Source organism: Amycolatopsis sp. NPDC049688, assembly GCF_040674975.1.
Lineage (GTDB): Bacteria > Actinomycetota > Actinomycetes > Mycobacteriales > Pseudonocardiaceae > Amycolatopsis.
The window spans coordinates 144,023-158,084 of record NZ_JBFANY010000021.1; the positions used below are offsets into that span (position 1 = coordinate 144,023).

A 14,062-nucleotide genomic window follows, 5' to 3' on the forward strand; every position below is an offset into this window, starting at 1 on the left:
CACCGTGAGCACGCGAACCGCACTGCCCGACCTGTCCGACGACGTCTGCGCGCGGCTGCGCGAGGCCTTCCGGCGCACCGCCTACGACGCCGACGGCGTGGTGGCCGCCCTCGGCGGGGCCGCGCACGCGGCGCTCGGCCGCGGCGAGCCGGTGCCGGCCGAGCGCGCGAGCCGGGACGCGGGTGACCTCGGCACGCTGATCCGGCTGTTCCTGCTGGGCGGGACCGAGGCCGAGACCGCCGTCAAGGCGGCCTTCGCGCCGCTCGCGGTCGAGGACGCCGTGGCCGCCGGCGTGCTGTCGGCCGTCGCCGACGGTTACCGGGCCGCGCTCGACATCCGGCCGCACGGCGACGAGGAAGGCTCGTGGTGGGTCGTCTCCGACCTCGACGCCGACCTGCTGGGCCACACCGTGCCCGAGGACCACGTGCTCGGCGTCGGCCACGCGTCGCTGTCGCTGATCCGGGCGACCGGCCGCCGTCCGGTCGGCACCCTGCTCGACCTGGGCACCGGCAACGGCGTCCAGGCGCTGCACGCGACCCGGCACGCCGAGCGCGTCACCGCCACCGACGTCTCGGCGCGGGCCCTCGCCCTGGCCGCGGCGACCTTCCGGCTGAACGAGCTGGACGTCGAGCTGGTCCGCGGCGAGTGGTTCGCGCCGGTCGCGCGGCGGAAGTTCGACCAGATCGTCTGCAATCCGCCGTTCGTGGTCGGCCCGGCGCGGGTGGACTACACCTACCGCGACTCCGGGCTGGCCGGCGACGACGCGAGCGCGCTGGTCGTGCGGCAGCTGCCGGGCTTCCTCAACGACGGCGGCACCGGCCACCTGCTCGCCTCGTGGCTGCACACCGGGAAGGAGGACTGGGCCGACCGGGTGAGCCGCTGGCTGCCCGCCGAGACCGACGCCTGGTTCGTGCAGCGGGACGTCGCCGATCCGGCGCTCTACGTCGGCACGTGGCTGCGGGACGCGGGCCTCGACCCGCGCTCGCCGGAGGGCCGGGCGAAGGCGGCGGCGTGGCTGGACTGGTTCGCCGCGAACGACGTCCGGGGCATCGGCTTCGGGTTCGTCACGCTGCGGCGGGCGGCCGGGCGGACCCCCACCGTCGTGTGCGAGGACTTGCGGCAGGCCTACGACGACCCGCTGGGCCCGGAAGCGGCGGGCTGGCTGGACCGGGTGGAATGGTTGCGCGAATCGGGTGATTCGTTACTCGATGTCCGTTTTGTGGTTCCGGACACGGTGTTGCTCGAAAGCGTCGATGAACCCGGCGACGAAGGCTGGGCGACGACCATCCGGCGGCTGCACCGCACCGACGGGCCGGGCTGGCAGCACGAGGTCGACGACCTCGCCGTGCGGCTGCTGGCGGGCTGCCGCGGCGCGCTGCCGCTGGAGGACCTGATCGAGCTCCTCGCGGCCGCACAGGGCCTGTCGTCGGAGGAGCTGGCGGCGGCCGCGCTGCCCGTCGTCCGCGAGCTCGTCCGGCACGGGATGCTCGTCCCGGCGAGCCGGTGAGGGCGGTCGCGGCCCGTGTCACGCGGGCGGACGTGACGGTGGACGGCGAGGTCGTCGGCGCGATCGACGAGCCGGGTTTGCTTGTGCTGCTGGGAATCCACGTCGACGACGATGTCGCGAAGGCCGCCACGATGGCGCGCAAACTGCACGAACTGCGGCTGTTGCGCGACGAGGAATCATGCGCCACGGCGAATGCGCCACTGCTCGTGGTGAGCCAGTTCACGCTCTACGGCGACACGAAGAAAGGGCGCCGGCCGTCGTGGACGCAGGCGGCCCGGCCGGAGGTCGCGGAGCCGTTGGTGGACGCCGTCGTGGCCGGGCTGCGCGGCCGTGGCGCCACCGTCGCGACCGGGCGATTCGGCGCCATGATGGCGGTCTCGAGCGTGAACGACGGTCCGTTCACGGTTGTCGTAGAGGTCTAGACCTTTGGGATCCGGTTCACATTCCGGCCGGATTCATATGGAATTCTCAGGTTCCCCGGTCACGGAACGTTCTCAGCAAAAGCTCAGCATTGGTTCAGCAACCGGATCGCTCCCGCAGCCGTCTTCTCCTATGACGAGCCGGGAACGTTTTGGGAATCCGGAGCGTTGTGCCAGATGTCCAGCCAAGCCGGCCGGACCGGCGTACCGGGTTCCACAGGCCCCGGTCCGCGGGTACGCACCCGGTGGACGACCGCAGCAGCACGTTCAGCCCGTGACCGGGGAGGCAGAATGTCAGTCCAGACTCTCGAACGCGAGTCGCGCGGGATTCGCGAGCGCATCCCGGCTCAGACGACCGAGGAGCCGACGCTGGGCGTGGGGGCGCTCACCGACGCCGACCTCGACGCCCAGAGCCCCGCCGCCGACCTCGTCCGCGTCTACCTCAACGGCATCGGCAAGACGGCCCTGCTGTCCGCGGCCGACGAGGTCGAGCTGGCGAAGCGCATCGAAGCCGGCGTGTTCGCCCAGCACATGCTGGACACGGCCGAGGACCTCACGGCCAAGCGGCGCACCGAGCTGGCCGCACTGGTCCGCGACGGCCACGTGGCCAAGAACCACCTGCTGGAGGCGAACCTCCGCCTGGTGGTCTCGCTCGCCAAGCGCTACACCGGCCGGGGGATGCCGCTGCTCGACCTGATCCAGGAGGGGAACCTGGGTCTGATCCGCGCGGTGGAGAAGTTCGACTACTCCAAGGGGTTCAAGTTCTCGACGTACGCCACCTGGTGGATCCGCCAGGCCATCACCAGGGGCATGGCCGACCAGGGCCGCACCATCCGGCTCCCGGTCCACCTGGTGGAACAGGTGAACAAGCTGGCCCGCATCAAGCGCGACCTGCACCAGCAGCTCGGCCGTGACGCCACGCACGAGGAGCTGGCGGCCGAGTCGGGCATCCCGGCCCACAAGATCTCGGACCTGCTCGACCACTCGCGTGACCCGGTAAGCCTGGACATGCCGGTGGGCACGGAGGAGGACGCCCCGCTGGGCGACTTCATCGAGGACTCCGAGGCAACGGACGCGGAGAGCGCCGTGATCTCGGGCCTCCTGCAGGACGACCTGCGCCGCGTCCTGGCCACGCTGGACGACCGCGAGCAGCACGTGATCCGCCTCCGCTACGGCCTCGACGACGGCCAGCCGCGCACGCTCGACCAGATCGGCAAGCACTTCGGGCTGTCCCGCGAGCGCGTCCGCCAGATCGAGCGCGAGGTCATGTCGAAGCTGCGCCAGGGCGAGCGAGCGGACCGCCTCCGCGCGTACGCCAGCTGATCGGCACTTCAAGGGGCGGGCGTCTTCGGACGCCCGCCCCTTTGTGCGCCCTGGAGAATTTCTCACGAAACCGGGGTTTCGCCGTTCACGAACGTGGGTAGCAACCCTCGGCCGGCACCCATTCGGCGGCGTTGACTTATGACCTGCGTCACGACAGCCTCGAAGGACCGGCCGCAGCCTCGCAACCGGGTGTGCACGCACCCGGGAGCTTCCCCCGGGAGGTCGGGTCCGTCGGGGTGGACCCGGCCTCCCGACCAGCTCCACAGCGCACCCGGAAGGCCGACGCGCGTACCCAGAGGGTCGGCTCGCGTACCTGGAGGGTCGGCTGGCGTACCTGGAGGGTCGGCTCACGACCCGGGTACGCATTTCTGACGCAAGACCGGCACCCAGCAACCTGACCGGCACACCACCCAGACCTCCCCCGCCACCCCGATACGAAGCCAGAACGCGGACGGTGGTGCCGTGTCAAGGCACGCTTTCCCGCCTCGTCGTTGGTTGGCTTTCGTTGCCGGCCGGCAGTTTGTGTCGGCTTGCGGGCTCAGCTGGGTTCGCGGACCGGGAGGTTGGCTGCTCGGTAGATCTCGTCGATCACGGTCATCGTCTCGATTGCGTCCTCCGGCGAGGTTTTCACCGGGGTTCCGTTCAGGACCGCCGCCGCGAATGCGTCCAGTTGGTACGCGTAGGACGCCCGGCGTGGGAACTTCTCCGTTCGGCGATGCTCGCCCACTCGCACCGACAGGCGGTGGAACGCCTGCGGGCCCACCGGGTTCAGTGCCGACAGCGAGCCGCGCGAGCCGGTCACCTTTGCGCTGATCTTCAGCAGCGAAGACGACCACATCGAACACTGGATCCGGCCCGTGTGGCCGGATGGGAACCGCAGCTCCGCCGTCATCGCCCGGTCGATCCGCGCGTCGCGCAGCTTCGCCGAGGCCGACACCACCGACGGCGTCTCTCCGCCGCCGAACACGCGGGCCATGTGGACCGCGTAGCAACCCGCGTCCATCGTTGCGCCGCCCGCCAGTTCGTAGTTGTAGCGGATGTCCGAGAACTTCGGCAGCGGGAAGCACAACGCCGTCTCGACGCGCTGTAGGTCGCCCAGCTCGCCGGACGCGACGATCTCCTCGATTCGGAGGGCCAGCGGGTGGTAGCGGTAGTGGAACGCCTCCATCACCACGCGGTCCGACGCCGCCGCCACCGCGGCGACCTCTCGGGCCTCCGCCGCGTTTGCCGTGAACGGCTTCTCGCACAAGACGTGCTTTCCGGCCGCCAACGCCGCGCGCGTCCAGCGGCCGTGGAGGCCGTTCGGCAGCGGGTTGTACACCGCGTCGACGTCCGGATCCGCCAGGAGCGCCTCGTAGGAAGAGTGTACGGCCGGGATTCCGTGCCTGGTCGCAAACGCTTGCGCGCGCTCGGGCGATCGGGCGGCGATCGCGGCCACCGAGACGCCGGGGTGTGAAGAAGCGGGCTTGATCAGGGCCGTCGGGGCGATGCGAGCCGCCCCCAGGATGCCGATCCGCAGGCTCATGGGCGCGAAGTTAGCACCGATTCGGATTTCAACAGGCAGTTGACCTCTTCAACAACGAGTTGTAGCGTTCCGGCCAGCCGAACAGTGGAGGTCCGTTATGTCCCGTTCCCGTGTCGTGCAGGCGGTGGTGTCCCTCGCGAGCCTGGCCCTGCTGGTGACGGCCTGTGGTGGCGGTCCGGACGGCGCGGGCGGGACGTCGCAGGCCGCCGGCGCGCCCGCCTCCGGCATCCCCGACACCGCCGCCATCGTCCAGGGCGTGCAGAAGGACGCCCAGCTCAACGCCGCCCTGCCGGACACCGTCAAGCAGGCCGGGCTGCACCTGGCGTCGAACCTGCAGTCCGCGCCCAACAACTTCTACGCCGCCGACGGCAAGACCCCGATCGGCTACGAAGTCGACCTCGCCAAGGCGATCGCCGCCAAGCTCGGCGTCCCCGTCACCCACCAGGACATGGCGTTCGGCTCGCTGATCACCAGCCTCCAGTCCGGCCGGATCGACCTCACCATGGCCGGGATGAACGACACCAAGGCCCGCCAGGCGCAGATCGACTTCGTCGACTACTTCACCTCGGGCATCACGATCATGATCCGCAAGGGCAACCCCGACGGCATCACCGGCCCGGACACGCTCTGCGGCAAGAACGTCGCCGTCGTGCAGGGCACCAGCCACCAGAAGTTCGCCGCCGAGCAGAGCAGCAAGTGCACGCAGGCCGGCAAGCCCGCGGTCAACGTCACCGCGACCGACAGCGACAACCAGAACCAGAACCAGCTGCGCACCGGCCGCGTCCAGGCGATCCTCAACGACCTGCCCAGCGCCGTCTACATCTCGCGCACGGCGGGCGAGGGCAAGTTCTTCGAGGTCGTCCCGGGAGAGCCGATCGACGGCGGCCCGTACGGCATCGGCGTCAACAAGGCCAACACGGCCCTGCGCGACTCCGTGCAGAAGGCGCTGCAGGCCCTGATCACCGACGGCACCTACGGCAAGATCCTGCAGGCGTGGGGTGTCGAGCAGGGGGCGATCAAGGAGGCCGCGATCAATGGCGGCTCCTGAACCGCTTCCGATCGTCCGGCTCCGGCACTGGGGCCGGTGGGTCGCCGCCGCGATCATCATCGCGCTGCTCGTCCTGCTCGGCGTCGCCCTCGGCAACGCGCAGATCGCGTGGGACCAGGTCCCGGACTTCGTGTTCTACAAGGTGATGGCGACCGGCCTGCTCAACACCGTCGTGCTGGCCGTGCTGTCCCAGGCGGTCGCGATCGTGCTCGGCATCGTCATCGCCCTGCTGCGCCGCAGCGCCAACCCGGTGGCCCGGTGGTTCGCCGCCGGCTACATCTGGATCTTCCGCGGGCTGCCCGTGTTGCTGCAGATCCTCCTCTGGTACAACCTGGCGCTCGTCTTCCCGGTGATCGACATCCCGTTCCTGGTCCACGAGCAGACGAACGTGCTGATCAGCGCATTCACCGCGGCGTTCCTCGGCCTCGCGCTCAACGAGAGCGCGTACATGGCCGAGATCGTCCGGGCCGGGCTGAACAGTGTCGACAGTGGACAGACCGAAGCCGCCAAGTCGATCGGCATGACGCCGGCCGCGACCCTGCGCCGGGTCGTGCTGCCGCAGGCCATGCGCGTGATCATCCCGCCGACCGGCAACGACTTCATCAACATGCTCAAGGGCACGTCGATGGCGTCGGTGATCGGCGTGACCGAGCTGATCCACGCGGCCAACAACATCTCGTCCAACAACCTCCTGGTGATGGAGACGCTGCTGGCCGCGGCCGTCTGGTACATGGTCGTGGTGACCGTCGCCGGTGTCGGCCAGCACTACCTGGAGCGCGCGTTCGGCCAGGCCGACCGCGGTCCGCTCGCCCGCGCCGGCAAGGCGTTGCGCGGGGTGCCGCTGGTGAGGAGTGCCCGTGTCTGAACCCCTGTTGCGTGCCGTCGGCGTCCGGAAGTCCTACGGCCACACCGAAGTCCTCGGCGGCATCGACCTGGAGGTCCGCAAGGGACAGGTCGTCTGCCTGCTCGGCCCGTCCGGCGCCGGGAAGAGCACGTTCCTGCGCTGCATCAACCACCTCGAGACGATCGACGCCGGCCAGATCTGGGTCGACGGCGAGCCCATCGGCTTCCGGCAGCGCGGCGGCAAGCTGTACGAGCTACGCGAGCGCGAGGTCGCCCGGCAGCGGCGGGACATCGGCATGGTGTTCCAGCGGTTCAACCTCTTCGCCCACCGGACGGCCCTGGAGAACGTCGTCGAGGGCCCGATCCGGGTCCTGGGGGTGAAACCGGACGAGGCACGCCGGCAGGGCCTCGAACTGCTCGACCGCGTCGGGCTCGCGCACCGCGCCGACTCGTATCCGGCGCAGCTGTCCGGCGGGCAGCAGCAGCGCGTGGCGATCGCCCGGTCGCTGGCGATGAAACCGAAGCTGATGCTGTTCGACGAGCCGACCTCCGCGCTCGACCCGGAGCTGGTCGGTGAGGTGCTGGAAGTGATGAGTACGTTGGCGGGGGAGGGGATGACGATGGTCGTCGTGACGCACGAGATGAGCTTCGCCGCGGAGGCCGCCGACGAGGTGGTGTTCCTGGCCGACGGCGCCGTCGTCGAGACCGGGCCGCCGTCGGAGGTGCTGAGCGCGCCGAAGCACGACCGCACCCGGCAGTTCCTGGCGAGGATCCTCGCGTGACGCGGATTTCGCCCCGGTACCTGCTCCAGTTCGACGAGCCCGCCGGCTACCTCGACTTCGCCCGGTTCGGCCCGCCGTCGCACGCGGTGCTCGACACGACCGCCGCCCTGCTCGACCAGGCCACCACGGCCGGTCCGTCCACTGTGGACGAGCTGATGCGGCAGGAGATCCGGGCCAAGGCGGCCGCGGCGCGGCTGTCCGGCTCGGACACCGACCACACCGTCCTGCTCCCGCACACCAGCCTCGGCCTGTTCCAGGCCGCGTTCCACAGCTCCGGCGAGGTGCTCGTGTCGGCCTCGGAGTTCCCGGCCAACACCTACCCGTGGGCCCGCGCCGAACAGGCCGGTCGGCTCCGCGTCCGCCGTCTGACCAGCGGTTACGTCACGCCCGAGCGGGTGGCCGATGCGTTGACGCCGGAGATCACGACGGTCAGCGTCAGCGCCGTCGACTTCCGCACCGGCTACCGCGCCGACCTGGCCGCGCTGCGCGAGGTCGCCGGCGACCGGCTGCTGGTCGTCGACGGCATCCAGGGCTTCGGCGTCGTCGACGAGCCGTGGGAGGTCGCCGACGTCCTGGTCGTCGGCGGCCAGAAGTGGCTGCGCGCGGGCTGGGGCACCGGCTTCGCGGTGCTGTCCGACCGCGCACTGGAGCGGATGGACCCGGTGCTGTCCGGCTGGACCGGCGCCCGCGACCCGGGGCTGTTCGACGACGAGATCCACCCGCCGGACGGCACCGCGCAGGCGTGGTCGATCTCCAACCTCAGCCCGATCACCTCCGGCGCCTTCGCCGAAGCCCTCGAGCTGGTCGAGGACGCCGGCGTCGGCGCCATCGCGGCCCGGATCGCCGAGCGGCTGGCCTCCTTCGAGGAGGTCTTGGCGTCGTGCGGCGCCGAGGTCGTGTCGGCGGTGGACCGGCGCGCGGGCATCCTGGCCTTCACCCTGCCCGGCCACCCCGCCGAGCAGGTCGGCGCGGCGCTGGCCAACGCCGGGATCGCGGCGACCGTGCGGCCCGAGCACGTCCGGCTCTCGCCGCACGCCTCGACCCCGGCGGCCGCGGCGGACCTGCTCCGGGAAGCGCTGGAGACGCTGACCCGGCCTCGGGAACCGCTGGTCGTTCCGGCCGCGGGCGCGACGACCCACGAGGTGCTCACCGCGCTCGTCCCGGCCATCCCGGGGCTCGCGGCGATGCTCGGGCCGGGCAACGAAGTGCTGCTGCACGACCTGAGCCGGCTGCCGGACTCGATCGTCGCCATCGCCGGCGACCTCACCGGCCGGCGCGTCGGCGGCCCGATGACCGACCTGCTGCTCGGCCTGGTCCGCCGCGGGACCACCCAGGACCTGACGAACTACCGCACGCACGGCCCGGACGGACGGCCGATCCGCTCGTCGACGTTGTTCCTGCGGGACGCCGACGGTGTTGCGGTCGGCTGTCTGTGCGTCAACAGCGTGGACCCGGCCGCGTCCCCGGGCGGCAACGGCGAGCCGGAGACTTTCCCACCGGACGTCGACAGCCTGCAGCGGTTCCTGGTGGACCGGGCGGTCGCGAAGGCCGGGATCCCGGTGGACCTGATGAAGAAGCGCCACAAGGCGGCCGTCGTGCGGGAACTCGACGAAGCCGGTTATTTCCTCATCAAGGACGCCGTCGACCACCTGGCCGGGCGCCTCGACGTCACCCGGTACACGATCTACAACTACCTCAACGAAATCCGCGCCTGACCCTGCCCGATCGGACCTTGTCCCGGCGGCCGTCCGGGCGCACGATGGCGCACATGACCGATTCGGACACGCGGGCCCTGGTCCGGCTCGAAGCGGACGGCGAGGCGGACGCCGAAGAGTTCGACCTGCTCGCCCGCCGGCTGCGCGCCGAGCTGGGCGGGCTGGACGTCGACCTGCTGCCGGTGCCGGGCGAGCTCCCGCCGGGCGCGAAGGCCGCGGACCCGGTGACGATCGGCTCGCTGGTGGTGGCGTTCAGCGCGGCCGGCGGCGTGTTCCCCGGGCTCGTCGAGACGCTGCGCGACTGGCTGGGCCGGCAGGCGGGCAAGCACAAGATCAAGGTGACGATCGACGGCGACACCGTCGAGCTGGAGCGGGCGACGTCGGCGGAGCGCCAGCAGCTGATCGAGGCGTTCGTCCGGCGCCATGGCTAGCCGGCACGCGCTGCTGATCGCGACCGAGACGTACGCCGACCCGGCGTTGCGCCGCTTGACCGCGCCTGGAGGCGACGCGCGTGAGCTGGCTGCGGTGCTGAGCGACCCGGCGATCGCGGGGTTCGAGGTGACGACCCTGGTCGACCAGCCCCACCACGTGGTGGGCGAGGCGATCGGCGAGTTCTACCGGGGGCGCCGCCGCGACGAGCTGACGTTGCTGTACTTCACCGGCCACGGCGTCAAGGACGACGACGGCAGCCTGTACCTGGCGATGGCCAACACCCGCCGCGACAGCCTGATGTTCACGGCACTGGCGGCGGAGCTGGTCGACCGCGCGATGGCCGGCTGCCCGTCGCGGCAGAAGGTGCTGGTGCTGGACTGTTGCTACAGCGGCGCGTTCCCGGCGGGCAAGCTGGCGAAGGCGGGCACGGACGTGCACACGCTGGAGCGGTTCCAGGGCCGCGGCCGCGCGGTGCTGACGGCGTCGGACGCCACGCAGTATTCGTTCGAAGGCGACGCGGTGGTGGGTTCGGCGGCCCGCTCGGTGTTCACCCGGCACCTGGTGGCGGGCCTGCGCGACGGAAGCGCGGACCTCGACGGCGACGGCGACGTGACGGTGGACGAGCTGTACAGCTACGTCCACGAGCGGGTGGTGGCGGAGATGCCGCGGCAGCGGCCCAAGCACCAGTCCGATGTGGAGGGCCGGATCGTGCTGGCCCGGAACCCGCGGTGGGAGCTGCCGGAGTATTTGCGACACGGGTTGGCGAGCCCGATCGCGTCGGACCGGATGAACGCGCTGGAGGGGTTGAAGCGGCTGAACCGGGTGGGGAACGACCTGGTCCGGGCGCGGACGGCGGAGGAGATCCGCCGCCTGGTGGACGACGACAGCCGGACGGTCTCGGCCGCGGCGGTCGCGTGGGTGGCCGAGGCCGAGGGGCCGGTGGCGGTGGATGCGCCGGAGCCGCCACTCGCCGCCGGGCCCGAGCCCGAGCCGCGGACCGCGCCGGTGCCGGTGGCGGCCGGGCGGCAAGCTGAGCCCGAGCCCGAGCCCGAGCCCGAGCCCGAGCCGCAAGCGGCGGCCGAGCCGGAACCTTCGCCTGTGCGCGAGCCCGGGCCGCAAGCCGCGGCCGAGCCCGAGCCCGAGCCGCAGACCGCCCCGGAGACGGCCGCCACCGAGCCGGTGACGGCCGCCGAGAGCGATGAAGCTGCCGAGAAGAAGAAGCTCTCCCGCCGCGCGAAGATCTGGCTCGCGGTGGCGATCGCGATCCTGGTCGCCGGAACCGTCCTGCTGATCCTCCTGCTCACGCTGAACGCATCCGGCAACAGCGGCAGCAGCAACTCGTACGGCAGCTTCCGGAGCTGATCACTCCAGGGAGGACTCCACGGCATCCGCGGCGAAGGAAACCCCGCCGTGCCCGCGGATCTCCGCCTTCAGTTCGGCCAACCGCGAAGCCACCGAAGCCGATGAAGACACCTCATCGACCGCCGACCGCAGGGATGCGGCCGTCACCGACTCGGCAGGCAGGTGGCGGCCCACGCCCAGCGCCTCCAGCTGAGCCGCGTTGCCGAACTGGTCCGCCGCCTGCGGAATCGCCACGGTCGGCACCCCGAACCACAACGCTTCCGTAGCCCCGCCCATCCCGGCGTGCGTGATGAACGCCGACGCCGCCTCCAGCACCGCCAGTTGCGGCACGCTCTCGTACACCTCCACCGAGCCGGGCAACGGCCCCAGAGCCGCAGGCGAAACGTGCTTCCCGATCGACATCACGACGTGCCAGTCGGAAGCGAACGCCGCGATGCAGTCGCGGTACACCGGAAGCTGGTCGTTGTACGCCGTCCCGAACGACACGAGCAGCACCGGGCGGCCGGAAGCCGGTGGCGTCCACGACCGGTCGGCCAGCCGCGCCGGATCCAGGCACGGACCGACGAACCGCACGTGCGACCCCACCCGGTCGGCGTGCGGCTGCATCGCCCGCGGGATCAGCGAAAGCACCCGCGACGGGTGCCCGATCCACTCCCAGGGATCGGCCGAAACGCCGTGCGACGCCAGCCAGGCCGCGTACGTCGCCGCATAGTCCACTCCGGACGGTGACGTCTTGATCGGCTCCATCACCGGAGCCATTTCCTCGTCGTAGCCCTCCCACGCCACCAGCGTCGGCGACAGCTGGACGGCCGGGACGCCGTACCGCAACCCCAGCAGCGGCGCCCCCAGCCCGCCGATGTCGTACAGCACCAGATCCGGCCGGTCCTCGTCGAACCGGGCGGTCAACGACGGGTGGATCGCGATGGCTTCGTCGAGGAAGATCCGCATGGCCTCGGCCGGCTCGTCCGGCCACACGGCCGCCTCGCCGAGCGGGAAGGACGTCGGGTGCCCGACGACGTCGGCGCCGGTCGGCTCGACCAGCGACGCCAGCGGCGCCCCGACGACGTAGGACACCCGGTGCCCGCGGCGGACCAGCTCGGCGATCACGCCCAGCGACGGGTAGACGTGGCTCGGCGCGGTGCAGCCGACCATGACGATGTGTTTGCGCAGCATGGTGCTCCTTCAAAGGGAGAAAGACCAGACGGCGCGCAGGTGAAGGGGCCCTCCCGATCGGCGGGGAGCCCGGCGGTCACGCCGTCTCAGACGCGGCGGAGCCGGATGAAGAAGATCATGGAACCGACCGTACGGGGTCCCGGATCGCCCGCGCCACCCGATTTCCACCTTTCGTAGGGCATTCGCGGCCGCGCACCCGTTTGACCGTCCCGCCGGGCGCCCGGCGGGTCTAGGGTTCTCCCGCCCGAAGTCGCAGGGGAAAGGGAGAAAACTGTGAGACGTGCCGTTATGGCCGCGGTGGTTGCCGCCGCGACGGCGTCCGCGCTCGTGGCCGCGCCCGCCGCGAACGCCGCGCCGGCCGCACCCGGGGGACAGGCGTCGATCGCCTGGGGCGCGTGCACCGATCCGACGCTGGTCAAGGCCGGCGCCGAATGCGGGTACCTTGGCGTGCCGCTCGACTACCGCCGGCCGGGCGGGGAGCAGATTCAGCTCGCCGTCAGCCGCGTCAAGCACAAGGTGCCCGACGCGCAGTACCAGGGCGTCATGCTGACCAACCCCGGCGGCCCCGGCGGGTCCGGCCTGCTGCTGGCCACCCGCGGCCCGCGCGTGCCCAACCACGCCGGCGACGCCTACGACTGGATCGGCTTCGACCCGCGCGGGGTCGGCGCCAGCAAGCCCGCGCTGAGCTGCGACCCGAACTACATGGACTACAACCGGCCGCAGTACGTGCCGTTCACCCCGCAGCTGGAAAAGACCTGGCTCGACCGCTCCAAGGGGTACGCCGAAGCCTGCGCCAAGAACAACTCGCGCGCGCTGCTGGAGAACATGAAGACGACCGACACGGTCCAGGACATGGATTCCCTCCGCAAGGCGCTCGGCCAGCGGCAGCTGAACTTCTACGGCTACTCCTACGGCACCTACCTCGGCCAGGTGTACGGCTCGCTGTACCCGCAGAACGTCCGCCGCATGGTGCTCGACTCGACGGTCGACCCGCGGGGCGTCTGGTACGGCGACAACCTCAACCAGGACATCGCCTTCGACAAGAACATCCTGATCTGGTTCGGCTGGGTCGCCCAGCACGACGACGTCTACCACCTCGGCAAGACCCAGGCCGCGGTGCAGCGGGTGGTCAACGAGCAGCTGCTCAAGACGTCCTTCAACCCGGCCGGCGGCGTGATCGGGCCGGACGAGATCCTCGACGTCATCCAGCAGGCCAGCTACTACCAGCTGCGGTGGACGCTGCTCGGCGACGCGCTGTCCCGGTTCGTCAACCAGGGTGACTGGCAGAACTGGAAGACGCTCTTCGAGGCCTTCGGCGGCCGCGGCGACGACAACGGCTACGCGGTGTACCTCGCCGTTCAGTGCACCGACGTCCAGTGGCCGCAGAGCTGGAACCAGTGGAAGCGCGACAACTGGAAGACCTTCACCAAGGCGCCGTACTTCACCTGGCAGAACGCCTGGTTCAACGCGCCCTGCCTGTACTGGCCGGCGAAGGCCGGCAAGCCGACCAAGGTCGACGGCCGCGGCGTGCAGAGCGTCCTGATGATCGACGAGACGCTCGACGCGGCGACGCCGTTCGAAGGCAGCCTCGAGATCCGCAGCCGGTTCCCGGGCGCTTCGCTGATCGCGGAGCCGGGCGGCACCAGCCACGCGATCACCCCGCGCGGCAACGCCTGTGTCGACGACAAGATCGCCGACTACCTGCTGACGGGGGCCCTCCCGGCCCGCAAGCCGGGCCGCACGGCCGACGTCGAGTGCGCCCCGCTGCCGCAGCCGACGCCGCCGGCGCCGACGGCCGCCAAGGCCGCCACCGCCGACGCCGTCGCGGCGACGCCGGGCGTGGTCGCCGGGCGGTTCGCCGGCTGACCTGCGCAAACCCTGGTGAACGGGGTGCCGGGCACGCTGCCCGGCACCCCGTTTCTTATGGGCTCCG

At 71.2% G+C, this 14,062-nt stretch carries 12 protein-coding genes; 10 read left to right on the plus strand and 2 right to left on the minus strand.

What is annotated here, in order from left to right:
* Window positions 1-4: 4 nt before the first annotated feature.
* The 3 genes from AB0J55_RS41360 (at window position 5) to AB0J55_RS41370 (ending at window position 3,249) form a co-directional block, all read left to right on the plus strand.
* Window positions 5-1,507 (plus strand): methyltransferase, encoded by a 1,503-nt coding sequence (locus tag AB0J55_RS41360; protein WP_364262042.1) that lies wholly within the window; start codon window positions 5-7, stop codon window positions 1,505-1,507.
* Entirely contained in the window at window positions 1,504-1,929 is a 426-nt protein-coding gene (gene dtd, locus AB0J55_RS41365; protein WP_364262045.1) for a D-aminoacyl-tRNA deacylase, read from the plus strand. Before AB0J55_RS41360 ends, dtd begins: the two co-directional genes overlap by 4 nt.
* A 288-nt stretch (window positions 1,930-2,217) precedes the next feature.
* Window positions 2,218-3,249, plus strand: coding sequence for a sigma-70 family RNA polymerase sigma factor (locus AB0J55_RS41370; protein WP_364262048.1), 1,032 nt, complete (start codon window positions 2,218-2,220; stop codon window positions 3,247-3,249).
* A 538-nt stretch (window positions 3,250-3,787) separates the two neighbouring features.
* On the opposite strand, the gene AB0J55_RS41375 is transcribed toward AB0J55_RS41370, so the two are convergent.
* Window positions 3,788-4,774 (minus strand): Gfo/Idh/MocA family oxidoreductase, encoded by a 987-nt coding sequence (locus AB0J55_RS41375; RefSeq protein ID WP_364262051.1) that lies wholly within the window; start codon window positions 4,772-4,774, stop codon window positions 3,788-3,790.
* Window positions 4,775-4,871: 97 nt separating this feature from the next.
* On the opposite strand from AB0J55_RS41375, the gene AB0J55_RS41380 reads away from it, so the two are divergent.
* From AB0J55_RS41380 to AB0J55_RS41405, 6 genes are read left to right on the plus strand one after another with little or no spacing between them, the layout of a single operon-like run.
* The gene (locus AB0J55_RS41380; protein WP_364262054.1) at window positions 4,872-5,822 is read left to right on the plus strand and encodes an ABC transporter substrate-binding protein; all 951 of its coding nucleotides are present in this window, start codon (window positions 4,872-4,874) and stop codon (window positions 5,820-5,822) included.
* Complete coding sequence (locus tag AB0J55_RS41385) at window positions 5,809-6,687, plus strand: amino acid ABC transporter permease (RefSeq protein ID WP_364262057.1); 879 nt, start codon at window positions 5,809-5,811, stop codon at window positions 6,685-6,687. Before AB0J55_RS41380 ends, AB0J55_RS41385 begins: the two co-directional genes overlap by 14 nt.
* Window positions 6,680-7,447 (plus strand): amino acid ABC transporter ATP-binding protein, encoded by a 768-nt coding sequence (locus tag AB0J55_RS41390; RefSeq protein WP_364262060.1) that lies wholly within the window; start codon window positions 6,680-6,682, stop codon window positions 7,445-7,447. Before AB0J55_RS41385 ends, AB0J55_RS41390 begins: the two co-directional genes overlap by 8 nt.
* Window positions 7,444-9,162, plus strand: coding sequence for an aminotransferase class V-fold PLP-dependent enzyme (locus tag AB0J55_RS41395; protein ID WP_364262063.1), 1,719 nt, complete (start codon window positions 7,444-7,446; stop codon window positions 9,160-9,162). The genes AB0J55_RS41390 and AB0J55_RS41395 overlap by 4 nt, the downstream gene beginning before the upstream one ends.
* Before the next feature lie 53 nt (window positions 9,163-9,215).
* The gene (locus tag AB0J55_RS41400) at window positions 9,216-9,593 is read left to right on the plus strand and encodes a hypothetical protein (RefSeq protein WP_364262066.1); all 378 of its coding nucleotides are present in this window, start codon (window positions 9,216-9,218) and stop codon (window positions 9,591-9,593) included.
* Window positions 9,586-10,956: a caspase family protein gene (locus tag AB0J55_RS41405; RefSeq protein ID WP_364262069.1), complete on the plus strand. Its 1,371-nt coding sequence runs from the start codon at window positions 9,586-9,588 to the stop codon at window positions 10,954-10,956. The genes AB0J55_RS41400 and AB0J55_RS41405 overlap by 8 nt, the downstream gene beginning before the upstream one ends.
* Here AB0J55_RS41405 and AB0J55_RS41410 read toward each other — a convergent pair whose 3' ends face one another.
* Entirely contained in the window at window positions 10,957-12,129 is a 1,173-nt protein-coding gene (locus AB0J55_RS41410) for a macrolide family glycosyltransferase (protein ID WP_364262072.1), read from the minus strand.
* Between the two features lie 288 nt (window positions 12,130-12,417).
* On the opposite strand from AB0J55_RS41410, the gene AB0J55_RS41415 reads away from it, so the two are divergent.
* Entirely contained in the window at window positions 12,418-13,995 is a 1,578-nt protein-coding gene (locus AB0J55_RS41415) for an alpha/beta hydrolase (protein WP_364262130.1), read from the plus strand.
* Window positions 13,996-14,062 lie beyond the last annotated feature (67 nt).

Excerpts from the sequence above, each read along its gene's own strand:
- AB0J55_RS41405 (WP_364262069.1), top strand. The coding sequence starts at position 9,586 with ATGGCTAGCCGGCACGCGCTGCTGATCGCGACCGAGACGTACGCCGAC.
- AB0J55_RS41410 (WP_364262072.1), bottom strand. The coding sequence starts at position 12,129 with ATGCTGCGCAAACACATCGTCATGGTCGGCTGCACCGCGCCGAGCCAC.
- AB0J55_RS41380 (WP_364262054.1), top strand. The coding sequence starts at position 4,872 with ATGTCCCGTTCCCGTGTCGTGCAGGCGGTGGTGTCCCTCGCGAGCCTG.
- AB0J55_RS41370 (WP_364262048.1), top strand. The coding sequence starts at position 2,218 with ATGTCAGTCCAGACTCTCGAACGCGAGTCGCGCGGGATTCGCGAGCGC.
- AB0J55_RS41415 (WP_364262130.1), top strand. The coding sequence starts at position 12,418 with ATGGCCGCGGTGGTTGCCGCCGCGACGGCGTCCGCGCTCGTGGCCGCG.
- AB0J55_RS41400 (WP_364262066.1), top strand. The coding sequence starts at position 9,216 with ATGACCGATTCGGACACGCGGGCCCTGGTCCGGCTCGAAGCGGACGGC.
- AB0J55_RS41385 (WP_364262057.1), top strand. The coding sequence starts at position 5,809 with ATGGCGGCTCCTGAACCGCTTCCGATCGTCCGGCTCCGGCACTGGGGC.
- AB0J55_RS41375 (WP_364262051.1), bottom strand. The coding sequence starts at position 4,774 with ATGAGCCTGCGGATCGGCATCCTGGGGGCGGCTCGCATCGCCCCGACG.